The sequence below is a fragment of the Parashewanella sp. 2210YD4-3 genome, assembly GCF_056591735.1.
Map to the genome: position 1 here is coordinate 326828 of NZ_JBWQOG010000001.1, position 24859 is coordinate 351686.

General features: G+C 40.4%; 22 protein-coding genes. 11 read left to right on the top strand and 11 right to left on the bottom strand.

The annotated features are described in order from the left end of the window. Positions 1 to 4 precede the first annotated feature (4 nt). Both lysC and AC1EU0_RS01440 read right to left on the bottom strand, forming a co-directional pair. The gene (lysC, locus tag AC1EU0_RS01435) at positions 5 to 1363 is read right to left on the bottom strand and encodes a lysine-sensitive aspartokinase 3 (protein WP_480300099.1); all 1359 of its coding nucleotides are present in this window, start codon (positions 1361 to 1363) and stop codon (positions 5 to 7) included. Beyond that, complete coding sequence (locus tag AC1EU0_RS01440) at positions 1363 to 1809, bottom strand: DUF3293 domain-containing protein (protein ID WP_480300100.1); 447 nt, start codon at positions 1807 to 1809, stop codon at positions 1363 to 1365. The genes lysC and AC1EU0_RS01440 overlap by 1 nt, the downstream gene beginning before the upstream one ends. A 963-nt stretch (positions 1810 to 2772) precedes the next feature. Here AC1EU0_RS01440 and arcA point away from each other — a divergent pair. The 7 genes from arcA to AC1EU0_RS01475 all read left to right on the top strand — a co-directional run bounded on the left by arcA (position 2773) and on the right by AC1EU0_RS01475 (position 10867). After that, positions 2773 to 3489 carry a two-component system response regulator ArcA gene (gene arcA / locus AC1EU0_RS01445; RefSeq protein ID WP_480300101.1) on the top strand — a complete coding sequence of 239 codons (717 nt, stop codon included), beginning with the start codon at positions 2773 to 2775 and terminating at the stop codon, positions 3487 to 3489. A gap of 202 nt (positions 3490 to 3691) precedes the next feature. Then, complete coding sequence (aroG, locus tag AC1EU0_RS01450; RefSeq protein WP_480300102.1) at positions 3692 to 4741, top strand: 3-deoxy-7-phosphoheptulonate synthase AroG; 1050 nt, start codon at positions 3692 to 3694, stop codon at positions 4739 to 4741. A 124-nt stretch (positions 4742 to 4865) separates the two neighbouring features. After that, positions 4866 to 6101, top strand: a complete 1236-nt coding sequence (locus tag AC1EU0_RS01455) for an aminotransferase class V-fold PLP-dependent enzyme (protein ID WP_480300103.1) — start codon at positions 4866 to 4868, stop codon at positions 6099 to 6101. Further along, positions 6098 to 6532, top strand: a complete 435-nt coding sequence (locus tag AC1EU0_RS01460) for a SufE family protein (protein ID WP_480300104.1) — start codon at positions 6098 to 6100, stop codon at positions 6530 to 6532. The genes AC1EU0_RS01455 and AC1EU0_RS01460 overlap by 4 nt, the downstream gene beginning before the upstream one ends. A gap of 111 nt (positions 6533 to 6643) precedes the next feature. Continuing rightward, on the top strand, positions 6644 to 8581 hold the full coding sequence (locus AC1EU0_RS01465; RefSeq protein WP_480300105.1) for a hypothetical protein: 1938 nt from the start codon (positions 6644 to 6646) through the stop codon (positions 8579 to 8581). A gap of 62 nt (positions 8582 to 8643) precedes the next feature. Further along, a complete protein-coding gene (locus AC1EU0_RS01470) occupies positions 8644 to 9078 on the top strand; it encodes a copper chaperone PCu(A)C (RefSeq protein WP_480300106.1) in 435 nt (144 codons plus the stop codon). A 277-nt stretch (positions 9079 to 9355) separates the two neighbouring features. Further along, on the top strand, positions 9356 to 10867 hold the full coding sequence (locus AC1EU0_RS01475) for a hypothetical protein (protein WP_480300107.1): 1512 nt from the start codon (positions 9356 to 9358) through the stop codon (positions 10865 to 10867). A gap of 14 nt (positions 10868 to 10881) precedes the next feature. On the opposite strand, the gene cydC is transcribed toward AC1EU0_RS01475, so the two are convergent. From cydC to AC1EU0_RS01490, 3 genes are all read right to left on the bottom strand, one after another. After that, positions 10882 to 12558, bottom strand: a complete 1677-nt coding sequence (gene cydC, locus AC1EU0_RS01480) for a thiol reductant ABC exporter subunit CydC (protein ID WP_480300108.1) — start codon at positions 12556 to 12558, stop codon at positions 10882 to 10884. Continuing rightward, complete coding sequence (cydD, locus tag AC1EU0_RS01485) at positions 12555 to 14306, bottom strand: heme ABC transporter permease/ATP-binding protein CydD (protein ID WP_480300109.1); 1752 nt, start codon at positions 14304 to 14306, stop codon at positions 12555 to 12557. The genes cydC and cydD overlap by 4 nt, the downstream gene beginning before the upstream one ends. Before the next feature lie 158 nt (positions 14307 to 14464). Further along, entirely contained in the window at positions 14465 to 14857 is a 393-nt protein-coding gene (locus tag AC1EU0_RS01490; protein WP_480300110.1) for a hypothetical protein, read from the bottom strand. A gap of 111 nt (positions 14858 to 14968) precedes the next feature. Here AC1EU0_RS01490 and AC1EU0_RS01495 point away from each other — a divergent pair, with 111 nt between their 5' ends. Then, positions 14969 to 15859, top strand: coding sequence for an AraC family transcriptional regulator (locus tag AC1EU0_RS01495; protein WP_480300111.1), 891 nt, complete (start codon positions 14969 to 14971; stop codon positions 15857 to 15859). Here AC1EU0_RS01495 and AC1EU0_RS01500 read toward each other — a convergent pair. The 3 genes from AC1EU0_RS01500 to radA all read right to left on the bottom strand — a co-directional run bounded on the left by AC1EU0_RS01500 (position 15849) and on the right by radA (position 17738). After that, on the bottom strand, positions 15849 to 16037 hold the full coding sequence (locus AC1EU0_RS01500; protein ID WP_480300112.1) for a hypothetical protein: 189 nt from the start codon (positions 16035 to 16037) through the stop codon (positions 15849 to 15851). The two genes, AC1EU0_RS01495 and AC1EU0_RS01500, sit on opposite strands and share 11 nt — an antisense overlap. Then, positions 16034 to 16285, bottom strand: coding sequence for a hypothetical protein (locus AC1EU0_RS01505; RefSeq protein WP_480300113.1), 252 nt, complete (start codon positions 16283 to 16285; stop codon positions 16034 to 16036). Before AC1EU0_RS01505 ends, AC1EU0_RS01500 begins: the two co-directional genes overlap by 4 nt. A gap of 88 nt (positions 16286 to 16373) precedes the next feature. Next, positions 16374 to 17738 carry a DNA repair protein RadA gene (gene radA, locus AC1EU0_RS01510; RefSeq protein ID WP_480300114.1) on the bottom strand — a complete coding sequence of 455 codons (1365 nt, stop codon included), beginning with the start codon at positions 17736 to 17738 and terminating at the stop codon, positions 16374 to 16376. Between the two features lie 222 nt (positions 17739 to 17960). Here radA and AC1EU0_RS01515 point away from each other — a divergent pair, with 222 nt between their 5' ends. Next, positions 17961 to 20333, top strand: a complete 2373-nt coding sequence (locus AC1EU0_RS01515) for a PilZ domain-containing protein (RefSeq protein ID WP_480300115.1) — start codon at positions 17961 to 17963, stop codon at positions 20331 to 20333. A 223-nt stretch (positions 20334 to 20556) separates the two neighbouring features. Next, positions 20557 to 20862 carry a hypothetical protein gene (locus AC1EU0_RS01520; RefSeq protein ID WP_480300116.1) on the top strand — a complete coding sequence of 102 codons (306 nt, stop codon included), beginning with the start codon at positions 20557 to 20559 and terminating at the stop codon, positions 20860 to 20862. Here the strand turns inward: AC1EU0_RS01520 and AC1EU0_RS01525 are convergent. Together AC1EU0_RS01525 and serB are read right to left on the bottom strand one after the other, a co-directional pair. After that, positions 20859 to 21725 (bottom strand): secretion protein EspA, encoded by an 867-nt coding sequence (locus AC1EU0_RS01525; protein ID WP_480300117.1) that lies wholly within the window; start codon positions 21723 to 21725, stop codon positions 20859 to 20861. The genes AC1EU0_RS01520 and AC1EU0_RS01525 overlap by 4 nt on opposite strands. Before the next feature lie 90 nt (positions 21726 to 21815). Then, positions 21816 to 22676 carry a phosphoserine phosphatase SerB gene (gene serB, locus AC1EU0_RS01530; protein WP_480300118.1) on the bottom strand — a complete coding sequence of 287 codons (861 nt, stop codon included), beginning with the start codon at positions 22674 to 22676 and terminating at the stop codon, positions 21816 to 21818. Positions 22677 to 22832: 156 nt separating this feature from the next. Here serB and AC1EU0_RS01535 point away from each other — a divergent pair, with 156 nt between their 5' ends. Beyond that, the gene (locus AC1EU0_RS01535; protein ID WP_480300119.1) at positions 22833 to 23945 is read left to right on the top strand and encodes a TonB family protein; all 1113 of its coding nucleotides are present in this window, start codon (positions 22833 to 22835) and stop codon (positions 23943 to 23945) included. Positions 23946 to 24012: 67 nt separating this feature from the next. On the opposite strand, the gene deoD is transcribed toward AC1EU0_RS01535, so the two are convergent. After that, on the bottom strand, positions 24013 to 24723 hold the full coding sequence (gene deoD, locus AC1EU0_RS01540; RefSeq protein WP_480300120.1) for a purine-nucleoside phosphorylase: 711 nt from the start codon (positions 24721 to 24723) through the stop codon (positions 24013 to 24015). Positions 24724 to 24859 lie beyond the last annotated feature (136 nt).

The window sequence follows — 24859 nt, forward strand, 5'->3', positions numbered from 1 at the left end:
GAGGTTAGGCAACATTATCAAACAACTGTTGATGCAACACTTGAACCACTTGATCAGCATCTTTTCTATCAACCAAAATACACAAGTTATGTTCACTCGCACCTTGACTGGTCATTCTGACATTAAAATCGCTCAATGCTTCAAACACACTTCGCATCACGCCAGCATGCTTAGGGATACCATTACCAATTACCGCGATTAAGGCTAGATCTTTTTCAACTTCAACAGTACAGTTTTTAGCAAGGTCTTCCATTAATGTCGAGGATAACAACTCCTTCTCATCAGAGTCAGAGCCAAGCTTATCTAAGGTTAACGACACATTTACTTCAGACGTTGTGATCAAATCAACACTGATTTTATGCTTGGCTAGAATCGCAAAAATCTCTGCTAAGAAACCTTGAGCGTGAAGCATGTTTAAACTAAATAAATTAAGTAAAGTTTGCTCACGACGCATAGCCACTGCACGATACAAAGGACGAGATTCTGCATTTTTACGGATCCAAGTGCCACCAGCTTCTGGATCTTTACTCGAACCGACGAAAACCTGAATGTCTTGTCGTACAGCCGGCAAAATGGTCGCAGGATGAAGTACTTTAGCTCCAAAGGTCGCCATTTCAGCGGCTTCATCGAAACTGATTTCAGAAATGGGGCGAGCCGTTTCTACAAGACGAGGGTCTGTGGTGTATATCCCTGCCACATCAGTCCAAATTTCAAGGCTATGAGAGTCTAATGCTTCAGCCAGCAGTGCCGCAGAAAAATCACTGCCACCACGACCTAGTGTCGTGGTTCGTCCATCAAGATCACGACCAATAAAACCTTGAGTCACAAACACACATTCATTAATTTTTGGCGCCATAAGTGTTGTGACTTTTTCAGCGATAGCTTCAATATCAGGATTAGCCTTACCAAACTGGCTATCAGTAACCATTACATTGCGAACATCAAAAAGTGTGGCTTGCTGGGTATGAAGCTGCATCACTTCGGTAAATAGCAGTGAAGAACACTGTTCGCCTAGAGAAAGTAATTCATCAATAATGATTTTGCTACGATCGAGCACTAATGCTTCGCTTAGAAACTCAATACGCTGATGATTATTCTCAAGGGTTTCAATTACTAAAGCAGGGACATCAATATGAGAGAGGATCTCATGATGGATTTGAGTAATTTCATTACGAATGCGGCTTCTGTCTTCATCTGTTACTCTTGGTTGAGTCAGTTCTACTAAACGGTTTGTGACACCGCTGGCCGCACTTACTACTACCACTCGAATATCAGGATTATTCACAACTATTTTGGCGCAATTTTGCATTGCTGAAAAATTGGCAACCGAAGTTCCACCAAACTTTGCAACCACTAAGGGCATTATTCCTTTTCTCCATTGCTTACATCTGGAGGGAAGTCGCTGATTAAATTGATTCTTTTCTGAAAGCTACCAAGGCTGACTTCATTGGCTTTCAGTAAAATAGGAATCAAACTAAGCTCCCCTTGTTCCACATAAAAAATTGCATTTTGCACGTACCGTTCACCAAGAATAACGGCTTGTGATTTATCTGTAAAAACGGCCCAACTTTTTTCAAAATGGGACATATCATTAGCCGCTCCAATGATAGCACGGTAAGGACAATGTAACTGTTCTATTTCATTGAATAACAACTTATCCAAGTGGCGGTTTTGGCTTTGAGCGAGAACCTCACCTCTTGGGTTGCAGGCCGTTATAATGGCAAACGATAAATGTTTCGCAATGCGTTGGGTCAATAAAAACTGAGTACAACTGTAGTTTTTCAACAACTCTTCAATTGACTGGTTCATTTTTTAAACTCTTGAGTCCCTAAACTTAACAGTCCATTTAGCCCATTCCGTTTAGGGCGTGTTGATCTTTCAGGATTAAATTTTGTGCTATTTGAGCACTTTTCTGTTCAAGGCGTGAGCAGTGAAGCTTAGCCATCTAAGTAAGCTGGTCACAACACAGAACAGGAAGTGCTCAAAAGCATCGAAGACAGTGTAAATTGGTCCCTTCTGCTGCGTTATCGTTTGTTTATGTGGAGCAACCACACTTCACAAACTCCGCCTTGCATAAGATAACCAATTTATCGCTGCAAAAATAATCACGAAAGAACAACACGTCCTATTAAAATTTAAATTCTGTTAATTTGCTTACAAAATCTAAATCTTCGACAGTTTAGCAAATGCGGCAAAAATAAAATAGATTAATTATCGTTCATAAAAGCATAAAAACGCACACACAATCATAGAAACAAATCGTTAAAAAACAATGACAAAAGCCTACTTTTGCACCATAAATATCCCCCCTGTCTGATTTATTAACATTTTATTTGTTAACAAATGCCTATTGCGAGTACAATGTTTAGCGTTAGCGTTGTCTTATATCGTCATGTAGGAAACAGTTCGATACATTTTGACAAAAGGATTAAGCAGGTTAACAACGCCTGTACATAACTGATCTAATTTGTTTTAACATCGAAACTTCAAAGAAACACTCCGGCCATGGAACTTAGACCTACTGTTTTAATCGAAGTCAGTACAGTTCGCGTTTTGATCCATTATTGTGATGAATCAAAAACATGCTTTGCGAGTCTTTAATATGGCGTTTACATATTGCCCAATAAAGACGCTTTTAGGGACTTGTCGTTCAACTAACCCGTTGAATATGTTTGGTGAAGCTACCTCTAGCAGTGGGCATTGAAGTGTGAAAATCAATACTTCAATGCTGATTGATATTGGCACAGATTTGATAAAACTTAGGTAATAAATATGCAAAATCCGCACATTCTAATCGTTGAAGATGAAGCTGTTACCCGTAACACCTTGAGAAGTATCTTTGAGGCTGAGGGGTATGAAGTAAGCGAAGCCAATGACGGCGCCGAAATGCATAAGGCAATGCAAGACAATAAGGTCAACCTTGTTGTTATGGACATCAACCTACCGGGTAAAAATGGTCTTTTGTTGGCTCGTGAGCTACGTGAGATCAACAATATTGGCTTGATTTTCCTTACTGGCCGCGACAACGAAGTCGATAAAATCTTAGGGTTAGAAATTGGTGCTGATGACTACATCACTAAACCATTCAATCCACGCGAACTGACCATTCGAGCACGTAATCTATTAACTCGTGTGAGCAATGTTGGTACTGAAACTGAAGAAAAGAGCAGTGTTGATGCATATCGTTTCAACGGCTGGACCCTTGAAATTAACAGCCGCTCATTAGTCAGTCCTCAAGGTGATTCTTACAAGCTTCCACGCAGTGAGTTTAGAGCCATGCTTCATTTTGTTGAGAATCCGGGCAAAATTTTAACTCGTGCAGACTTGCTTCTTAAAATGACTGGTCGTGAACTTAAGCCACACGACCGTACTGTTGATGTCACAATTCGTCGAATCCGTAAACATTTCGAAAGTACTCCAGATACTCCAGAAATCATCGCGACAATTCATGGCGAAGGTTATCGTTTCTGCGCTGATTTAAGCGAATAAATTAAGCTCTTAATCTTCATTAAAAAAACCAGAGTCTTGACTCTGGTTTTTTTGTTTTAAAATCCGAATATAAATTCATTATTTTTAGCAAGTTATTTATTGACAATATCTCGTAACTCGATAATTTATTAGTTTCATCCAATTTGTCCGGTCATGGCATCTGGTTTTAATTCAATCAAATATTATCAAGTGGAGAAGGAAAATGTTCAAAACCGATGACATTCGGATCAAACAAGTTAAGGAGTTACTGCCGCCAGTAGCAGTATTGGAGCGACACCGAACAACACAGCAGGCCAGTGAAACGGTATACCAATCGAGAAAAGCCATTGAAAATATATTAGACGGCAAAGATCAACGATTACTCGTTATTGTTGGCCCTTGCTCTATTCATGATCCTAAAGCGGCTATTGAATACGCTGAAAAACTCAAAGCGATAAGGAATGAGCTTGCAGACAACCTCGAAATTGTCATGCGTGTTTACTTTGAAAAGCCCAGAACCACAGTTGGTTGGAAAGGGCTGATCAATGACCCATACCTCGACGAAAGCTTTCGCTTAAACGACGGACTTAGAATGGGACGCAAGTTATTGTTAGACCTAACTAACATGGGCATACCAACCGCCGTTGAATTTTTAGATATGATCACCCCTCAGTACTTAGCCGATCTCATCAGTTGGGGAGCCATTGGTGCACGCACTACAGAGTCACAAGTCCATCGAGAGTTATCTTCGGGGCTTTCATGTCCAGTCGGGTTTAAAAATGGTACCGATGGCAACATCAAAATCGCTACTGATGCCATTGGTTCTGCTAGCCAATCCCATCACTTCCTTTCTGTCACCAAATACGGACATTCAGCCATCGTAGAAACGGAAGGTAATGAATATTGCCACGTTATTTTACGTGGTGGAAAACAACCCAATTACAGTAAACAAGACGTTGATCAAGTGCTATCAGCATTAGCCAGTGCTGGTGTACGTGAAAAGGTGATGATCGATTTTAGTCACGCCAACAGTAGTAAACAGTTTAAACGCCAAATTGAGGTCGCGAATGACGTTGGTCAGCAAATTCGAAATGGTAACAAGGGTATCTTTGGCGTAATGATCGAAAGTCACCTTGTAGAAGGGCGACAAGACTTAGCATTAGAGCAGCCGTTAACTTATGGCCAAAGTATTACAGACGCTTGCCTAGGCTGGGAAGACACAGAGGCTTTACTTAGAAAGCTTGCTGACGATGTAAGAGCCAGAAATCAATAACCACTCACTCGTAGGGCGATCACGCCCTTTTTTTACTTGCAAACCAACCTTGTATTTTCTCAATTCTTGCAATCTAGTAAAAAATCTTTAAAAATCTCGGTTTGCTTGTTCACTAATGAATGTTATGACTCAATCTTGCGCCACTCCGCTAGCGGAAGCTATTCGCCCTTTATTCCCGACTCTGGAACCAAAAGACAAAGTACAGCCTTTGTGTTACCTAGATACCGCAGCCACCAGCCAAAAACCGTTATCGGTTATCGAGCGAATGCAGGATTATTACCTTAATGAAAACGCCAATGTCCACCGTGGTGCTTATCAACTTTCAGCACAAGCAACACTGAATTATGAGCAGGTTAGAGAACAAGTTAAAAACTTTATTCATGCTCAACAGAGCCAACAAATTATCTTTACTCATGGAACCACTGAAGCCATTAATATGGTGGCATGGGGCATCGAACCTCAAATAGAACAAGGCGATATAATCTTAGTAGACACCGCCTCTCATCATGCGAATATCGTACCTTGGCAGCAATTGGCCAAACGCACTGGTGCAGAAGTAAAAGCCATAGGCTTAACCACCGATTCTCGCTTTGATCTCGAATCTTACCGCCAGCTCTTAACACTAAACCCAAAAGTCGTTGCCGTACCTCATATCACCAATGCCTTAGGGACGAAAAACCCTGTCGAAACCATTGTTGAGTTAGCCAAACAAGTTAATGCCATCACTTTAATCGACGGCGCTCAAGCTGTGGCACATGTACCAATAAACGTAAGCAAGCTTGATTGTGATTTTTATGTATTCTCGGGCCACAAAATGTATGGTCCAACGGGTGTAGGAATCTTATATGGAAAAACCAGCCAACTGGAAGCCCTACAACCTTTAATGACGGGTGGTGAAATGATAAAAACCGTCAGTTTTAAGGAAACGACATTTGGCGCCTTACCAAATCGCCTAGAAGCTGGAACACCTCCCATCGCTGAAGTGATAGGGCTTGGAAAAGCGATAGAATTTATACAAAACTACTTAACACCAGAGCACCAAGCTGAAGAACAAACGTTATTACAATACTTGCAAGCTCAACTTAAGCAACTAAATGGCATCGAACTCTATGGTGTTCATGGTTCCAACATTGCCGTAGTCGCATTTAACTTGCTCGGCGAGCACCATCAAGATATCGGTATTTTGCTGGATCAACAAAATATCGCTATTCGATGTGGTCATCATTGTGCAATGCCTTTAATGCAGCATTTAAACTTAAAAGGATGCTGCCGTGTCTCCCTTGGGATATACTCAACCAAAGCCGATATTGATCAATTTATTACTGCTCTAAAAGCCGTACAGGAGCTATTTGCCGAATGATGCTTCCCGACAACAGCCAATTTCAATACCAAGCCCCTGATTTCGATGAGTTGATAGCACTATTTTCTAATACGAGAAGTTGGCAAGAAAAATACCGCCACTTGATGTTATTGGGGAAGCAAATTCCAACACTGACTCAAGAGTACAGAGTCGAAGCCGCACAGGTTGACGGCTGTGAAAGTGCCGCTTGGCTTTACCATCAACAAATCAATGGAAAGCATTACTTTATCTCCGATTCGGACACTCGAATCGTTAAAGGGCTCATTGCAATATTACTCGCTTACTTTCATGCAAAAAATACCAATGGCTTACCAAAGATAACCATTGACGGCGTATTTGACACCATAGGGTTAAGTCAACAGCTTAGTCCGTCTCGCACTAATGGCTTACAGCGAATTGCCCAGCAAATGCAACAGCATTTTAAAACATAAAAAAACAATCTGTGAACAATCATTAATTAAATCATAATGCTAATTCATAATGCTTTTTTTTAAAGTATGCTAATTTCATTCTCAATTGAAAATACTTCGATTGAGATAGATATGGCGGCAACAGATTCAGTGACGACGTCACCACAACAACCGATACCAGATGATCAAAGTTCAGAGCACGCTCATTCTCCTACAAGTTGGAGAGTAAATGGCTCTTTTTGGCAAGCCCAGCAAACCGAAACACCAGCGGAATTCAACTCCATACTCCCTGATTATGGCTATACAACTCTACCCCAACAAGGACATCAAAAACTGGTTTACGTCCCCATAGGCAACGAAACGAGTCCTCTTTCGCGCCCAAAACCTCAATCAACATCAGCAGCGCAAGCAAGCGGAACCTCCTCCCAGCGACAAGCAAGTTATACAGTAGCCACACAGCAAACAGTTAAAGACACAACTCCTTTTCAAGGGCTTCTATATACCGTTACTGATTATATTTTTAACTCTGTAAGCGACCTTGGAAATCGACAAAACGGAACCATTAATAGACAAACTATGATTGCCCAAATTAAAACCACTTCGGGCATCAATGAAGAAGTAAAGCAAGTATTTATTGCCGCCCTTTGGGCTGCAACACAAGCTACGTCCAAAAGCCATCAGTTGTATTGCCGTATATTAGATCTTATTAATATTCAGCTACAAATATCCACTAAACGACAGCAATATACCAATCTTCTGACTGCTTACAGAACACGACAATCACAAGGCTTATATCAAGAGCTTGCAACTAAAAGTACAGAGTTAACTCAACTCTATAAGCAATTAATTTTTCATACAAAATCATTAATAGAAGTAGATAAAATAGGGGCTGTTTGCATGACTTCAAAATCAGCAACAATGCTTGCTAATAGCCCTTTTTCCATAAAACAAAAAGCGTTGCTAAAAGAATTATTGCAATTTAATTTTACTGAAATTGAGCCACCTGAACTTAGGAAGCATAGGATTGGCTATATTCTAGAGCAAATAGTTGAAAAAGAGCCTGAGTGTTACACGTCAAAAACACTAGATTGGCTAGTACATCAAAACGATATGTTTAACCGAGAAATTGCAAGCCAACAAGTACAAGAAGACCAAAAAATTTCAAGCCAACAAGCACAAGAAGACCAAGAAGTGCAGCAACTGCTAAGTGCTCTTGAACCAATCCCAAGCTCAATACCAGCATCAATAACCTGTAGTCCTAGAACCAAAACAAGAAAAAGCTTTAGCGGGGGGGAAATGATGCTAGTAAAACCTAAACCGGCAAGAGCTCGACCAAGCAGCCAACCTGCTTCTCCTCCCCCAGCTTTTAACCCTGAAGCAAACCAAGCTGAGCTGACAGTAGAGCAATTAGAAGAGAGATTAAAACAATTGCGCAACGACCGTAACCCAATGTTTAAACCTGAACAGCCTGTATTACCTCAGCCATATTTTTCTCCAGCAAGTGGCGCGGCCACAAGAGAAGCCAATTCCGATCCAATTCAAAAAGTAGAAGATTCTTTACAACCTGAAACTTCGATAACGACACCAAGGGTTACTGAAACTCCAGAAGCAATTACAGTTCGAATTGATGCAAACGATTGCGAAATAACTAAAGAGCTAAAAACCAGGTTTGAATTATTGAAATATAAAGGTAGCGGCACTCCAACAATCACTTTTATCAATGAGCATAATGAACCTATTCCTCTTCAAATTTCAGATAAGTTACTTAAACAAACATTAGCATCACAGCCCCTTCAAAATCAGCAAGTACCCACTTCAGCATCACCTTTAGCTACTGTAACTTCGTTAAAGCCAGAGGTTACGGATTTAATGATGTTTTCAATAACTCCAGACAATGCATCTACAGAACAACAAAAAGTTCGACCTGTAACAGAAGAACCTAAACCAAGCTCCTCAGATCCGTTAGCCTCATTTTTCCCTCCTTTTAACGCAACAATATCTCAAGCCGAGGAAAAGCACTTATTAGATGAGGTCAATGTGGACGGTATAAAACTAATGCTAACTCAATAAGCTAGGGTTCAAGAAGCGTTTGTTAGGATGACTTCATTGATAAACCTAACAGGAACGACCCAATGAAAAAAACCACGAGTATTATATGCCTTGTTGCCTCACTTTTTTTAAGCCAAATGGCAATGGCTGGAGATATCGTTGTTAAACAAGCATGGATAAGAGCCATGCCTTCCTCATCTAAGGTCGTCCCCATTTACTTAACGATGCAAAATAATGCAAATAAGCCTATCTCGTTAAAAGCCATAGTAACCAATGCGGGTAAAGTAGAATTGCACAAAATGGTAATGAATGATGGCATGATGAAAATGCTACCTGTAAAGCAAATCCTAATTAAAGCTAAAGGTGTGACGAAACTCGCTCCAGGTGGGTTCCACGGCATGTTAATGAATTTTACTTCTGGCGTTCCCAAATTCGGACAAGACATTCCATTAACACTCACTTTCACTAATGGCGATACTCAAAACGTTGTTGCTCATGTTCAAAAAGATCTAAGTTAACCTCAGCTCTGTATAACGAAATCAATAACATTCTAGTTTACATTACAGACCTTAAAGGTTTATCTACAGTGTAGCTAATTTTGCGTAGTTCAAGGCAGAACAGTTCGTAATAGTCGGTCGATTACGGGCTGTTCTAACACAGAAATATGCATAAGTAGCTGTGCTGTAGAGGTTGGCTTATGCAGAGCTGAGGTTAACCAAGCTTAATTATTTGAAAACAATGCGTTAGTTATTGGTGCGCTATCTTTATATCATTAACAATATACAGGTAATAGTTATGGCTGAAGCAGCGACCTCAACATCATCCACTCAAGCTTCACTATTAAGTGTTGAGCCTGAAACAGCTGAACAAGAGAAGAAACTAGGTCAATTGCAACAAGCTTATGAAGCTTGTCAGAAACTTATGGCTATGCTTCCCCTCCCCCCTTCCCAAGAAAAACCAGTCACGGAAACTACACATAGTGATTTACTCATAAAACAAGACACGAAAAAGCACATTAAATGTAAACCTGATCCATATGAAACACCCCGCAGTAATTTAGAATATCTAATTTTACTCACTTATATGAAAGCCCCAAGAAGCTATTACAAACCAGTACAAGAAGTATTGGCATCAAAATTACTTACCCACTTGAAATCACTTGTGTCATTCATCGAAAAGCAAGACCCTCCATTCACAGAAGAAGAGAAAAGACAAATCCTCACTAAAGTGTTTAATATTGCTATGGATCACTTTGATGTAAAACACATCGAAACCATCATCATACAAATCCAATATTCTATAGAACACCCTGATGAACAAGTGAAAGCCATGTCCCCCGAAGAGGCATACAAGCAACTGCTTACTAGGGCTATCGACCCAAAAAGCAAGATCGATGAAACTGCATTACGTCAAACAAACCTTCACTACGATGTTTTTAGAGATGACAAATTCTTTTGTGAAATACTCGAAAAAGCAATTCTCGGAGGCAGCGAAGTAGTACTAACATTTATTGCGGCTTACATGCGCAACACAGGCTATCAAAATCCACTGTCACCTTCCTCTTTTCCACTTAGTTTTTGGGATTCAGCTCTAAGTGACCAAGGTCAAAAACGTGACATATACTCTGACACTATGAAAAAACTAGTCAAGGCATGTAATGAAAGTGAAGAGCCTTTGTTGCACAAACTTGTTCAAGGTAATTCCGTGGCAGCAATAAAGTTTTTGCGAAGTATAGAGCAAGACTTTGTCACCCTTGACGATGACTTGAGTGAGGAAGATTTTGAGCAAGCTCCCATACCTGAACGCTCCATTGCGGGTAAAAAACTCAATAGAGTAGATACTTCTGAGCTAGACAGTGAGTGGTTATCAGCTTCTGAGGCTGCAGCAAAAGCCGCTTCAATTGTCTGGGAAATAAAAAATAAGCAAGGCTTAACTCCTGTTGACTTAGCGATAAACCAACAACGCTACGATGTCGCTAAGCTATTGATTCCATACCAAGGTTTTAGCTATAACTTATACGTAGATGATACAACACATCAAAATGTATTTCATTTATTGGTCGCTGACTCGCAGATTGCTCTGATCCGACTGCTTGGGCAACAAGCTAAAACGCTATCACAACAAAGGCGTTTACAAGCGCAATTAAGCTTGGCTGATATAGATGGCAATACACCGTTACACTATGCGTACTCCTTATGTAACGATGATATGATAGATGTGCTTATAGGCTTAGGAGCTAATCCATATGTAAAAAACAAGGCACACCTAACACCTAGTGAAGCAGCTCCGAGGTCATCTTGGAAGTAATTTTAGAGGCCATTTCAATTTTCGAAAATAACAGTTGAATAACCAGTTAAATTAAGCTCTCTATGAGTCACTAATAAAACAGTTTTATCACTAAAAATTTCGGCTATTAAACTCAAGATATGCTGTTCCGTTTGAGGGTCTAAACTTTCCGTAGGTTCATCAAGTAAAACAATAGGACTATCTCGTAACAAGGCTCGAGCCAAACTGAGCCTTTGCTTTTCACCACCAGATAGCGCTCTTCCTCCTTCTCCAATCCACAAAGACAAACCATTCTCATCGGCTAAATAACATAATCCTACTTGCTTTAGTGCTTGCCATAATATTTCATCTTCGACCTGCTCACCATCAGCCATAGCTAAGGTTAAGTTATCTTTTAAGCTGGCTGAGAAAATTTGAGCTTGCTGTTCAATATAGGTAATGGCTTGGCAAAGTCCTGCTTCTGAATAATCTTTGACGTCAAGGCCATCCAGCAACACTTTCCCAGAATGAGCATCGTATATTCTGGCGATCAAGTTCAATAATGTTGTTTTACCTCGGCCAGACTCTCCTCGTATCAAGTATTTGCCTTTTGCCTCTATAAACAAGCTAAAGTCATTCAGCAAGCTAGCATCTTTGTGATAGCCAAATTCAACGTTGCAAAACTCGATCTCACCCTTTTTTACTACTTTCCTATTATCAGGGTAAGATAATGCTAGGCTTTTATCCTCCAGTTCATTGATCCTTTTAGCGGCTAACACACTGGCGGCAATGTGCCCCCCTGACTGCATTAATGGCAATAACCACTCCATTAATGCCATACTGCCGATGACAATAGCGGCATATATTGGGCCAGTAATCTGTTCAGTTAATACAAAATTGGCCAACCCAGTTATTGCAGCAATAACCACAAAACCATGAAGCACGATCATCAGTGCTTGTAACAAACCTTGCCTTTGTACTATACGAATTTGGGCTTGATACAGTGATACTTCAAACTCGGCTAAATACTGATACTTTCGCTTCCAAGCTTGAGCGACAGTCAATTCAGTTTGAGTAGAAAGCAACTCAAATACTTGTTCACGATAGGCGACGACTGCTTGCAGCTCTTGCTTCCTTGATGAATAAAATAGTTGATAACCTAGCCATGGAAGGCTAATGCCTACAGCCCCTAACCCCAATAACAAAATCAACGCTATTGTCCAAGACAACCAAGCCATCACTAAAACGGCGATACAGCTTAAAATCAAATAATGAGCAATCGGTGTTAGCCCTCTTAAATACAGCTGATCTAAAGTATCAATATCAGTCAATAACCGGTTGAGCACATCGCCCTTTCTAAGCGTTCGTAATTGGTAAGTGGCAATACCTTGTAATCTTTTCCATATCTTAATTCGGATCTGAGTTAAGATGGTCAAGGTCACTTGATGGGTCACAATGCGCTCAAAATAACGACCAGCGGTTCTAGCGATTGCAAGAAATCGCACCGAAGCCGCAGGTGTATAAAAATTGAAGTTTTTAATTGTGAGAGCACTGAAGCCAGCGAGCGCTGTCGCTGTTAAAAACCAACCAGATACAATCAATAACCCAATACTGGCGATTAACGTGATAACACCAAGCAGAACACCAAGTCCCATTCCCTGCCAATGTTGACGCCATAAACTCAAGTAAGGTTTTATGGCTTGATAACTCATCCACTTGGTAGAATGCTTCATTTTTGATTCGCCCCAAGCTTCATAAATTCGGAGCCAACTTTTGCTAAAACACTGGCTGCGCCTTGCTCAACGATTTTCCCTTGCTTCATCACCCAAACTTCATCCATATCATTAAGCTTCGAATACTGATGAGTGCTAATGATGCAACCTGAGTCAGTGGATTTGTCTAACAACAGTGACCAAACCTTAGCTTGATTAGCTTTATCCAAAGAAGCCGCAGGTTCATCGGCGATTAATAAACGTTTTGACTGAAGCAGAAGTATAGCCATAGCTAGCCTTTGCCCTTGCCCTACTGATAAACCTGTATTTTGTTCAGTAACCATAAGATCTAGCTGAAGCGGGTGCTGCTTAACACTGGAAGCTAACCCGACTTTTTCAAGTTGCAGCCAGATTTCAGCCTCTGAAATTTCAGGTTTTAACAAGCCAAAGTTTTCTTTTATTGTGCCAAAAGGTAAGCGAGGTTGTTGCGGTAACCAAGCAAGACGTTGATACCAAGTGTCGTTTTTCAATTGCGACAATTGGATACCATTGACGGTTAAGCTACCTTGATATGGATAGAATCCTAACAAGCCATTAAGAAGCACGGTTTTCCCACTGCCACTTTTGCCAACAATCGCCACTTTCTTACCTTGTTGCCACTTAAAGTTCAATGGGCCAATTAAGGCTTTTCCGTGATGATCACACACCACCCAATCTTTAGCTTCAATGCTCAAAGGCAGCTCATCAGGCAATTCGCTCATCATTTCAAAATCAGGTTCTGTCTTATTCAGTAGCTCAACTATCGCTTCGCTAGCGGCTACGGCTTGCGATTTGGCATGATAATAAGCACCTAACTCTCTTAACGGTTGATAGAACTCAGGGGCTAGTAGCAAGATAAATAGCGCACTGAATAAAGATACTTTCACCCCATAAAAGCCGATATCCAAATACTCTAGAAAACTAAAACCCAGATAAACCGCCAACAGCGCAATCGACACCGCAGCAAAAAACTCTAATACTGCAGAGCTTAAAAATGCCAGTTTAAGCACTGACATAGTACGACTTCGATAGTCTTCAGATACGTTCTTAATGACTGAAAGCTCAGACTGATAGCGATAAAATAATTTTAAGGTCGCTAACCCAGAAATACGGTCAGCAAAATAGGCGCTTAATCGTTGTAAAGATAAGGTATGTTGTTGACTCGCTTTAGCCGCTCCCATACCGACTAAAATCATAAATAATGGAATTAAAGGTGCGGTAAGCAATAAAATTAACCCTGCGACCCAACTTTGCGGAAATACCACCACCAACAGCATTAATGGAATACACACAACCATTGCCATTTGCGGCAAATAGCGGCTATAAAACTCTTGTAATTGCTCCACTTGCTCCACCAGCATACTACTCCATTCGCCCGCGGGTTTAGTTTGGACGTACATAGGCCCTAATTGGTGAAGCTTACGCAATACTCCTTGTCGCAATCGTTGACGAACATCTTGCCCGATTTGATAACTGTAGACTTCTTTTCCGTAACTAATCATGGCTCTTAGCAAAGTTAGCGCAAGTAACCAATACAGAGCTGTATTTATGTCAGCCGATGATTGCTTAATGATCACTTGTTCAAGCGTGGAGGCGACAATGTACGCCTGAACAATCAGAACCGCTCCTTGGAGAGCGCCTAAAAGTACCGTTATAGATAAGGGAAATGCAGACGATTTGGCTTGAGCTTTTAGCCAAGATAAAAGCTGTTTCTCGGTATTTTCGACCATAAAAATAAAAGTAAAAACAATGCTGTAGACACTATACCTACGATAAAACAATATGCAAAGTTCAAAAGTTTTCGAAAAAAAAAGCCTATGGAGAAACCATAGGCAAATTCACTAACGGAGAGGAAGGATGAAACAAAAATCTAAATTAACCTGTCTTACTATTTTGCGTTAATAACATCAAGATCGTACCAAGGGGTTGGGTTGATTGGGCAACGGAAGCGAACGCCAGCTTCGGTAACGGTAACTACATCACTGCGCTTAGTTTCACCCGGCTCAAGTGGGAACATATCTAACTGCTTGTGAGACTTATGATGCTGTAACTGGAAGCCCACTAATTTATCGGCTTTATTAGTGATCACAAACTGGTATTTGCCCTCTTTTAAACCCGCTAACGTATCTTTAGCGGTAAAGTGACCACCATGCTGATCTAAATAAATTACGGTTACTCCATCTTTATTCTGTTGTGGCGTACCAGCCATTACAGAAATAGAAAATACAGCCGCTAACATCACAACCATAGAACGAGCAATATTAATTAATGAGCGAGACATAATGTTTCCTTAATTCAATTGTTACTGAGACAAGTACATACTAGGTAACTCTTGGTTTTTAAAATATGCTCTATCGTCTTAACTTTATGTCGTATCGTCTAAGGACTATTGATGCAACTACTTGAACAGGTATTAAAAGGGTTCCACTTAAATTCGACCGTATTTCATTTAGCTAAAGCATGCCATCATTGGAGTACCGATATTTCTGGCAGTGGAAAAGCCAGTTTTCATTTTATTTCGAGTGGTCAAGCTTATCTTGCGATGGAAGCACATAAAGGCATACACCTTAATGAAGGCGATATCATCATTTTTCCTCATGATGCAAAACATCAATTAAAAGATTCCCCAACCACACCTGACACAGCGCCTCTTTCTCAACACCCAATTACGAGCTCTCTGGATGGAACAGGATTAGTGTGCGGTTACTTTGATTTAGCAGAAGATGCTCGCCATCCACTCATTCAACAATTGCCAGCAATGCTGCTTATTCGACAGCAGGATACTAATGGGAGTTTAAAATACTTATTACAATCTCTCATCACTGAAGCTGAGCATGGATTAGCCGGACAAAAACTTATCGTAGAAAAACTGTCGGAAAGCTTTTTCTTACTCTTATTACGTCAAGAGTTATTGAATAATCAGGATTTAGGCTACGTCAAAGCTATACTCGATCCCAAAATGAATAAGGTAATGACGGCTATTGAAAGTGATTTATCAAAACCGTGGAACTTAGAACAGCTAGCCTCTATCGGTGGCTATTCTCGTGCGAATTTAGCTAAACAATTCAAACAGTTTTTTAATCGCTCCGTGATGGACTATGTTATTCAACTTCGGATGTCTCTGGCGCAAAAACAGCTCAGACAAGGTAAGTCTGTGTGGGAGGTGGCCTTAAACGTAGGTTATAGCAACGATGCATCTTTCGCGAAAGCCTATAAAAATCATTTTGGTGTTGGACCGGGAAGAAGTCGTGAAAAGCCAAAAGTAAGACCAGTTATGCGATGACGCATACTCTTTTAGATAGCTTAGCTTGCCTCTGTAGTGAATCAGCAATATCGACACCATAGGTAAAATAAAAGGCTTTTTCGACTTCATGTCTGTAAGTAGAATACGCATCAGGAATAACAGACAAAACCTTTAGATTTTTGATGTCGAATCTGTCCGCAGCAATTGCCCCCTTCAAGCCTCTTTGACCTTCAAAAGCAAGCAGCAGCTTTTTATCATCAGTCTTTTCTTCAAAGTGCAATGTGTTGGGTGTTGCTTAACAAAAATCTCTATTGCTTCTGATACTGTTGTCTCATTGGTAACCCAAATTTTAAAAATTCTAGAATCAAAATGGATAAAACCTATCTCAGTAGATTCAAGTACCGATATTGATTCTGCGTTTATCAAACCTGAACTTGGACCCAAACGCATTTGTTGAGTAGACATATAATCGACCAATAGTGACTAGGAGACGCTCCCAATTAGATATAAGTCTTTAACTGGTACCGGCCTCGACGCATTGCATTTGATAACCTTATAAAGAGGCTAACGCTTCACTTAGCTTATTAACACCAATCACTTCCATCCCCTCCGGCGGTCTTTTAGGGACATTTGCTTTGGGTACAATCGCACGTTTAAAGCCGTGTTTTGCAGCCTCAACGAGACGTTCTTGACCATTCGGTACCGGTCGAATCTCACCTGATAATCCTACCTCACCAAACACCACAAGATCATTAGGTAAAACATTGCTTCTAAAGCTCGACACCATTGCCATTAATAAGGTTAAATCGGCACTGGTTTCAGTGACTTTTACGCCGCCCACCACATTTACAAACACATCTTGATCCGACATTTGCAATCCACCATGTCGATGCATCACCGCTAATAACATGGCTAAACGATTGCCATCCATACCCACAGCAACTCGTCTCGGATGTGACATAGAAGAATTATCCACTAGCACTTGCAACTCCACCAGCAAAGGGCGCGTTCCCTCCCACACCACCATAACTAATGAGCCTGAAGCTTCACCTTCACCACGCGACAAAAATATGGCGGAAGGGTTTGCCACTTCTTTTAAGCCACGCTCTGTCATAGCAAACACACCAAGCTCATTAATAGCTCCAAAGCGGTTTTTATGGGAACGTAAGGTGCGATATCGGCTGTCACTGTCACCTTCGAACATTACAGAACAATCAATACAGTGCTCTAACACTTTTGGCCCAGCCAAACTGCCATCTTTGGTGACATGACCGACCATGATCACTGCAATGCCCTGCTGTTTGGCAAAACGAGTTAGATAAGACGCTGACTCTCTTACCTGTGACACACTACCGGGAGATGAGGTCACATCTGCCATGTGCATCACTTGAATCGAATCCACGACAATAAGTTTGGGCTTTTCTTTTACAGCAATATCACAAATGCGCTCTACACTGGTTTCCGATAACATTCGCAGCTTATCGGTTGGCAAACCGAGTCGGTTAGCACGCATCGCAACCTGTTGTAATGATTCTTCCCCTGTGACGTACAAGGCAGGCATAATTTCAGCCAATTGACATAAGGTTTGCAGCAGTAAGGTACTTTTACCCGCCCCCGGATGACCACCGATCAAAATTGCCGATCCCGGCACAATTCCGCCGCCTAGCACTCGATCGAACTCTGTAAATAAACTTGGAATGCGCGGCAATTCGTTCAAATCAATTTCATTTAAGGTTTGTACTTCACTTGCGCCCTCGCCTGCATAGCCACTAAATTGAGTGCTTCGAGCCGCTTTTATTGAGCCTAAACGAACTTCAGTAATCGTGTTCCATTCCTTACACGCCGAGCATTGCCCCTGCCAACGGGGAAAATCTTGCCCACATTCATTACAAACAAATGCTGTTTTATTCTTTGCCATTGAATTTTTAAACCATAAAAATATTAACAAGTTCGCCGGAAACAGGGTAAACTTGAGCACCGTCAAAGTAATTCTGGCACTGCTTTTGCTAGAGTTACCAGTCAGCGTTTTCATATTGAAATCAGCTTTCAACCGTTTTCGACGTAAAGGGATCATTTTCTAATGATCACAAGGAGTAAGCCTAACAGGCTCGCAGTAAATTAGCACGACAAAGAATCGACAATGAGTTTTGACCAAGTAAAAGCCCATCTAATTGAGCAATTAAAGCCATTTTTAATGGAAGACGATTTTGAAGATCTGTTTGAGCAGTTAACTGCTGACGAAAACAGTACTGATCGATTTTTATTAAAAATGGAATTGAACCGATTACGAACAAAATGTAACCGTGTCATTGATCTTAGAGATAAGTCTAATCTTCCCTGCTCGACCTTTGTTTTTGATAAGCAAACACATTTTTTAGATACCCCCGCCAAAACCAGCTTTGAAGCCGCCGTAAGCCGTTATAAAAATCTGTATACCCTTGGAGTGTATGAAGATGTGATGGCTGAACACAAACGACGCATACAAACTGTCAAGGTTGAGGGCAATAAAGAAAGCGGTAAAGACGAATTTGTTATCCCGAGCGTTGTATTAGGCACATACTACAACCGCAGTGAAGAACGCATGAACTACAGTGTTCATATCACTGTATCTCAAGCAGGAAATATAGATGTTGAGGGCTCAACTCTTGACCTTTCTGTCAACGGTGCTCGAATTCGACTTTCTGCTAAACATGGATTAGATACTCGCAAGCCACTAACGATCAAATTAACCGAGCTGAATGACGAATACTATTATGAAGATTTACAGCAAGGGATAGAATATCAAATTGTCGATATTGAAGAAGATAGCGGTGCTCATATTCTAAGGCTTAAACGTAATACGATCAGTGAACCGCTATCGAAATTACTGGCTAAATTAATAAGAGATTACAAATATCGATACAAAGTAGATGTGAATGAGGTTTACGACAATACCTTAGGGTTAGGCTACGAGCGTCACTTACTTCCACATCTTCGCCATTTACCGTTATTTTTAAATGGCAGTCAAAATCAGCTTACGCATGGGTTATTAAGCCCTGAAAATCAGAGAATAAAAAGCTACTTCACTGACGAAAATGATATATGTCAGCTGGATCAGACCCTGACAGAAACCAGATTGGAACGGCATTTTGCAGAACCCAACGCGCCTGAGCATCAATTACTTTATTGCTTTACCCATAAAGTAAATCAAACCACTTACTTTTATTCAGCCACGTTACATGAACTCAATAACCACGGCTTGAAACAGCTATTTTTTAAGTTCGGGGCACACAAAAATAGCTGGCGAGTATTCAAACTATCAAGCATAAAAATTGATAAGCAACGTGGATATAAAGCGGCGATCATACCTGGTGATGACAGTCATTACTCTCCGCTAGTGGAACAACAACTTGGTTTATTTGATCAAATAATATGTCTCTCTGATCTCACAACAGAAGAAGACAGATTGCAATATCAAGCTGTTCAATCAGAATCTTCACCAAACTTACTCAAAGTGTTCGTCCAGAAAAAGAACAGTATCAGCCATTTGAAGTTTTGTGCACTGGCGTTTTCTGAACGCCGCAAAGAACCAAGATACAGCTTCAAAACAGAAATAAACATTCAACAAGATGGTCAATCCATCACTGGTCACTCTCAAGATATTTCCACAAAAGGCTTTCAAGTCACTGTGCCTTCGCCATTTAATTTAGATAATGAGAAAGTCGTTTGGCTTGGTTTGCCTAAATTGCAATCACTGGCAGGCAAAACCCAATTACATAACTTGCCCTACAAGCTCGTCATGCAGCGAAAAAATGGTCAACAATTGCATCTAGTTGCAGCTCAATCTACGGAACCTCACACTGGCGTGACCTTTATGAATCGCCTCATCATTCATAATGAAGAAAAGTTAAAACAGTTATCTGAAGCAGACGATCAAACAGGTGAGTTATCAGATGGATTGAAAAACTTAATGATGCGGAAATTGCCAGCCACTCCGTTTTTTATTGAGAAAACCCAAAAATCCGCCAAGCTCTCAGCCATTGCAATTAGCTCTGAAAGAGATCCTGTTGCAGAATTGTTTGCCGCTAATTCAAAAGAATCATTCACTTATGACTTGAGTCCTTTATTTGAAGATGGCTTCTTTAAAAAACATATCATTGCCTTTATACGCCGCACTCGCTCTCATCAAGAGATGATGCATGTGGATTTTTATCTGCACTTAATCCGCCAATCCCGAGGAACATTCAATTTAAAGTGTGTCCCTAAATACTCCTTTTCTAACCAAAGTGAGCAAGCAGAATTCATTAAAACAGGACAAAAACTTGGGCGATTTATTGCTTTGAGAATGTTTGTCGGAGTTACAGGGAAACCTGATCTAAAGTACATCCAACAAGAGCGAAAATACATTGCACAACACGCGGCTCATAAAGCCAAACAGCTTGAAGAAAAGCTATGGTATACCGTTGGTGTCGGAGAGATTATGGATATAACCGCAGAGGTTCTACATCGCAATATTTGCAGTAAAACGGAATGATTACATCAGAGAAAAAGGCTTAATGCATAATTAAACATCCTTCATAAAACTTCAACTTATGAAAATATTGTATATAACATAGGTAAAAGGCCTAAACAGTTTCTCAACAAATTATCAAAAACTGATTAGACTGAAAAACGGGGGATATTTAAGCATTACTGGAATGTATTTGCTTAAATATAGTTTCAAATGTAAGACCTTATGGTTTTACTAAGGATGCATTATGGTAACTTCAGTACGCTCTGGTATCGCTCCTTGTGAACGGGCCGTAGATGTTGAACCACGTAAAAGACGTCACACCAACTCAGCTTTTTTGCTTGAAGGTAAAGATTACTTCATCGAAAACCTGTTAGATGAAGACAAAGAGCAAGGAAGTAATAAGCAGTCTCAACAAGAGTTTGGTGGTTTTCACGAGTCTCTCGAACAAGGCGAGTCTTCATTTTGCCAAGCCTTGAAGCAAGGGTTCTCCATTAAACGACTGAGTGATGGATTCATTGCCAAAGCGCTAAAACGATTGGTACTAATTTAGCGAATATTCTGAGCAATACTCTTATTCATTTCTTGAAGCATGGTTTGCATACTGTTAATCATGCTCACACTAACATTATAAGTTTGCATAATCTTTTGAAGCTGTAGTTGAGCTTGCGATACAAAATCGGAAGCACGATTGGAGACATTCTCTAATGCGTCTTTTACAGCTTCTAATTGACCTTTATTTAATTTTACTGTCGAGAGCGTATCATCTGGCTTTGGATCATCAAAACGTCCTTGGTAGGTTTTACCATTCAACTCGTAAGTAACGTCTTTACCGTCAGCCGATACTTGTACCTTAGAAGGATCGATGGTTTCCTGAGTCACTCCACCTTGACCATCATCTAATTCACCATAGGTTTGATAAGACCCATCTTCATACTTAAACAGATCTAACTTTTGACCATCACTGTCAGTTAAAAAAATATGAGCTTGTGGTTCAGGAGGTTTAAAGGGATGTTTAAGGTAATCATCAATGGACTTACCATCAACCTCAATGCCATTATCTCGCATGTAATCGATTACATCTTGTGGCAACGGCTCAGCACCTTGGTCACCTTCTTTTGCCACTTTAGCAATCACTTCATTAACTTCATTGGCTTTATCTTGTGCATCACGAGAAACTTTGGCTTTTTCTTGCATCTCGAGGTATTTTTGGTTGGCAAGTTCAGATAGTAAATCCATGAATAAATACAACACTGCGATGCCTCCTGATAATACTGAATCTCCATTAAATGCTAGCGAGTAATCAGTACTAGGGCTCGGAACTCCATAGCTTGCAGAAGCCCCAATACCAAAGTGTGAGTTGACATAATCTACATTTGAGTCAGTTAACACTGGCCCTCTAGAGGAATCAGACATAGCATAACCTTATTGATGTATGGTTATGCCATTATGCCGCTTTAACGACCAAAAGATTTTAAAAGTTAACCATAAACCCGCATAACTGGTCTAACCAGATATCACAGAGATTATACTATCTAACCCTTGATGTGAGATTGATACATGAGCTTGTTCTTGAACTTTCGGCTTGGCATGAAATGCCACTCCCAAACCCGCAGCTTGCATCATAGGAATATCGTTAGCGCCATCTCCAACGGCAACGGTTTGATTGAGTTCAACGCCATGTTGTTTAGCTAATGAAAGTAAAATATCTGCTTTAGCTTGAGCGTCCACCACTTTACCAACAACCTTGCCAGTTAACTTACCATCAATAATTTCCAGCACATTAGCAAAGGCTGCATCCAAGCTAAGTTTGTCTTTTAAATGATTCACAAAAGGCGTAAAACCGCCAGAAGCAACGGCAACAATCCAGCCATGAGACTTTAGTTCTCCAACCAGTGATTCTAACCCTTTTGTTAGAGGTAATTGGTCACACAATTGCTTGATCACGTCTGCATCCAGCCCTTCAAGCAAAGCGACTCGTTGACGTAGGCTTTGCTCAAAGTCCAACTTGCCTTGCATGGCTAATTCAGTCACTTCTGCAACCCGTTCTCCAATGCCCGCCAACTTAGCCAGTTCATCTATGCATTCTATTTGAATAGCCGTAGAGTCCATATCCATCAACAACACACCTTTTATCTTCAGCATTGGATTAACCTTAGATAAAGGAATGACTTCTACATTTACACTAGAGAACGTCTTATGAATATCAACAGCAATTGAGCAAGCACAATCAATATAAGTAACGCCCGATTGAGTTTTGCCTTGTTTTACTTCTTGAGCTGTTTGCTCCTGACTCAGCCAAGCTTCAATGGCATCTAACGCTGCACAACCTTGGTAAATCAATCGATAGGTTTCCATAGTGTTCATTTTTAATTATTCCGATAAAAACGCCTCTCAAGACACAATACCAAAATAATGATGTATAAGGTAAAACAGTCTATCGCTATAACCAGACAATCACATTGATTTAACAACTTGGTTTTGGTATTTTCAGCAACATTAAATTATCAATGGAGTGACTCTATGAATACGTGGACAAAAACTGCTTGTATCCTTGCTTTCTTAGCCGCATCACAGGCAAGTTTTGCCTCGGAATCACCACAATCTCAACGTGAATTATTTAACCAAGCCTACAGCCAATATAAAGAAGCTATCGCTGAACGGAAAAATTTTAATGCTGTAAAGTTTGCTAAACAATCTTACCAATTGGGTAAAGAGTTATATAAAGATTCACCTAATGACTTAGCCGCTCTCACCGTCAATTACGCCACTTCTCTGTCTAAAATTTACCAACGAGATAAGAAAAAAACAAAAGCCACTCACCAACAAGCTAAAGCGTTATTTGATGAAGCATTGGCGCTATATCAGCAAATTAAGCCGGCTCCTGTTACCGCTATTATTGACACTCACCTACTTAAAGCCAAAGTGATGTCCAGTTCTGGTGGAACTAAAGACCAAATAAACAAAGCCTTAAAACTTGCTGAACAAAACGGTGATCAAATCTTTGTTGCCAAGGTAAAAATGCTCGCTTTCGATACGCTAAATAGAGATAAGTATACTCGTCACTTACGTGGGTTAACCATTGAGGCGTTAGACACATTTCAAGAAAAACTGCCTGAAAATGCTATGGACAGAGTCACTACTGAATTTCAGGTAGCGCGTATCTATCAAGCTGAGAAAAAAACCAATAAAGCAGAAAACTTATATAAAAGTGTGATCAAGCAATTCGACACATTGGATTACAGCCACCCGTTTAAGTTAGGTGCTCATTCTCGTTTAATTTCAATTTATGAAAAACGTGGTGACAGTGATAAATCAACCGAACATTGTATTGCCATTGGTAAAATGAAGCCTTGGCAGGAGGATCAAGATCCGATTCCACTATATCGCACTGCATTAGATTATCCGGCCAGCTATGCAAGGTTAGGAAAAGAAGGACATGTAGTTTTGTCATTCACTATATCTAAATCTGGTACTGTGAAAGATATCGAAGTCATTGAGTCTGAAGGTGGACGTAAATTTGAAAAATCAGCTAAGAAAATGTTAACTGAGTGGCGCTATGCACCTAAATTCGAAAACGGTAAAACCGTTGATGCCAAGGATATGAAGATAAGACTGGATTTTTCCTTGGGTTAAATTTTCTCTTTTAGTTTATATAATAAAGGCCGCAAATGCGGCCTTTATTATTAACGACTTTAAGCAATTACAGTTCAGAAACTGCATCCAAAGTCATTTCGATCATTTCGTTGAACGTGGTTTGACGCTCATCAGAAGTGGTCGCTTCACCAGTACGGATATGATCAGATACAGTTACAACACATAATGCTTTTGCACCGAACTCTGCCGCCACACCGTAAAGACCAGCAGCTTCCATTTCCACACCTAGAACGCCCATTTTTTCCATTTTGTCGAACATTTCAGGCTGTGGAGTGTAGAACAAATCAGCTGAGAATACGTTACCAACACGGTGCTTAATACCACGCTTATCAGCTGCATCAACAACCGCCTTTAAAAGACTATAGTCAGCGATAGCAGCGAAATCTTGGCCACCAAAACGCATACGGTTAACTTGTGAATCAGTACAAGCACCCATACCAACAATAACGTCACGAACTTTAACGTCAGTGCTGATTGCACCACAGCTACCAACACGGATTAGGTTTTTAACACCATAATCTTTTACAAGCTCAGTAGCATAGATAGAGCATGAAGGAATACCCATACCAGAGCCCATTACCGATACACGAGTACCTTTGTAAGTACCAGTAAAGCCAAGCATGTTACGAACATCAGTAACTTGCTCTACATTCTCTAAAAAAGTTTCAGCAATGTATTTTGCACGTAGTGGATCACCTGGAAAAAGAACGGTTTCAGCAAAAGCGCCATCGGCCGCATTAATGTGTGGTGTAGCCATCGTTTATAACCCCTATATTTTTTAATGTCTTTCCAAATTAAATTAGGAAACTCTAAATTAATTTGGTGTAATTTAACGACTTTATTTAATTTTTTCACTTAAATACTGCCCAATTGATGTCAATTGGACAGTCAGT

Bases quoted from the DNA above. Each gene is read 5' to 3' on its own strand.
- AC1EU0_RS01455 (WP_480300103.1), top strand. From the start codon at position 4,866: ATGACTCAATCTTGCGCCACTCCGCTAGCGGAAGCTATTCGCCCTTTA.
- AC1EU0_RS01535 (WP_480300119.1), top strand. From the start codon at position 22,833: ATGAATACGTGGACAAAAACTGCTTGTATCCTTGCTTTCTTAGCCGCA.
- AC1EU0_RS01520 (WP_480300116.1), top strand. From the start codon at position 20,557: ATGGTAACTTCAGTACGCTCTGGTATCGCTCCTTGTGAACGGGCCGTA.
- radA (WP_480300114.1), bottom strand. From the start codon at position 17,738: ATGGCAAAGAATAAAACAGCATTTGTTTGTAATGAATGTGGGCAAGAT.
- AC1EU0_RS01515 (WP_480300115.1), top strand. From the start codon at position 17,961: ATGAGTTTTGACCAAGTAAAAGCCCATCTAATTGAGCAATTAAAGCCA.
- aroG (WP_480300102.1), top strand. From the start codon at position 3,692: ATGTTCAAAACCGATGACATTCGGATCAAACAAGTTAAGGAGTTACTG.
- arcA (WP_480300101.1), top strand. From the start codon at position 2,773: ATGCAAAATCCGCACATTCTAATCGTTGAAGATGAAGCTGTTACCCGT.
- AC1EU0_RS01470 (WP_480300106.1), top strand. From the start codon at position 8,644: ATGAAAAAAACCACGAGTATTATATGCCTTGTTGCCTCACTTTTTTTA.
- AC1EU0_RS01465 (WP_480300105.1), top strand. From the start codon at position 6,644: ATGGCGGCAACAGATTCAGTGACGACGTCACCACAACAACCGATACCA.
- AC1EU0_RS01460 (WP_480300104.1), top strand. From the start codon at position 6,098: ATGATGCTTCCCGACAACAGCCAATTTCAATACCAAGCCCCTGATTTC.
- AC1EU0_RS01525 (WP_480300117.1), bottom strand. From the start codon at position 21,725: ATGTCTGATTCCTCTAGAGGGCCAGTGTTAACTGACTCAAATGTAGAT.
- AC1EU0_RS01505 (WP_480300113.1), bottom strand. From the start codon at position 16,285: ATGTCTACTCAACAAATGCGTTTGGGTCCAAGTTCAGGTTTGATAAAC.
- AC1EU0_RS01440 (WP_480300100.1), bottom strand. From the start codon at position 1,809: ATGAACCAGTCAATTGAAGAGTTGTTGAAAAACTACAGTTGTACTCAG.
- cydC (WP_480300108.1), bottom strand. From the start codon at position 12,558: ATGAAGCATTCTACCAAGTGGATGAGTTATCAAGCCATAAAACCTTAC.
- cydD (WP_480300109.1), bottom strand. From the start codon at position 14,306: ATGGTCGAAAATACCGAGAAACAGCTTTTATCTTGGCTAAAAGCTCAA.
- lysC (WP_480300099.1), bottom strand. From the start codon at position 1,363: ATGCCCTTAGTGGTTGCAAAGTTTGGTGGAACTTCGGTTGCCAATTTT.
- deoD (WP_480300120.1), bottom strand. From the start codon at position 24,723: ATGGCTACACCACACATTAATGCGGCCGATGGCGCTTTTGCTGAAACC.
- AC1EU0_RS01475 (WP_480300107.1), top strand. From the start codon at position 9,356: ATGGCTGAAGCAGCGACCTCAACATCATCCACTCAAGCTTCACTATTA.
- serB (WP_480300118.1), bottom strand. From the start codon at position 22,676: ATGAACACTATGGAAACCTATCGATTGATTTACCAAGGTTGTGCAGCG.
- AC1EU0_RS01495 (WP_480300111.1), top strand. From the start codon at position 14,969: ATGCAACTACTTGAACAGGTATTAAAAGGGTTCCACTTAAATTCGACC.
- AC1EU0_RS01490 (WP_480300110.1), bottom strand. From the start codon at position 14,857: ATGTCTCGCTCATTAATTAATATTGCTCGTTCTATGGTTGTGATGTTA.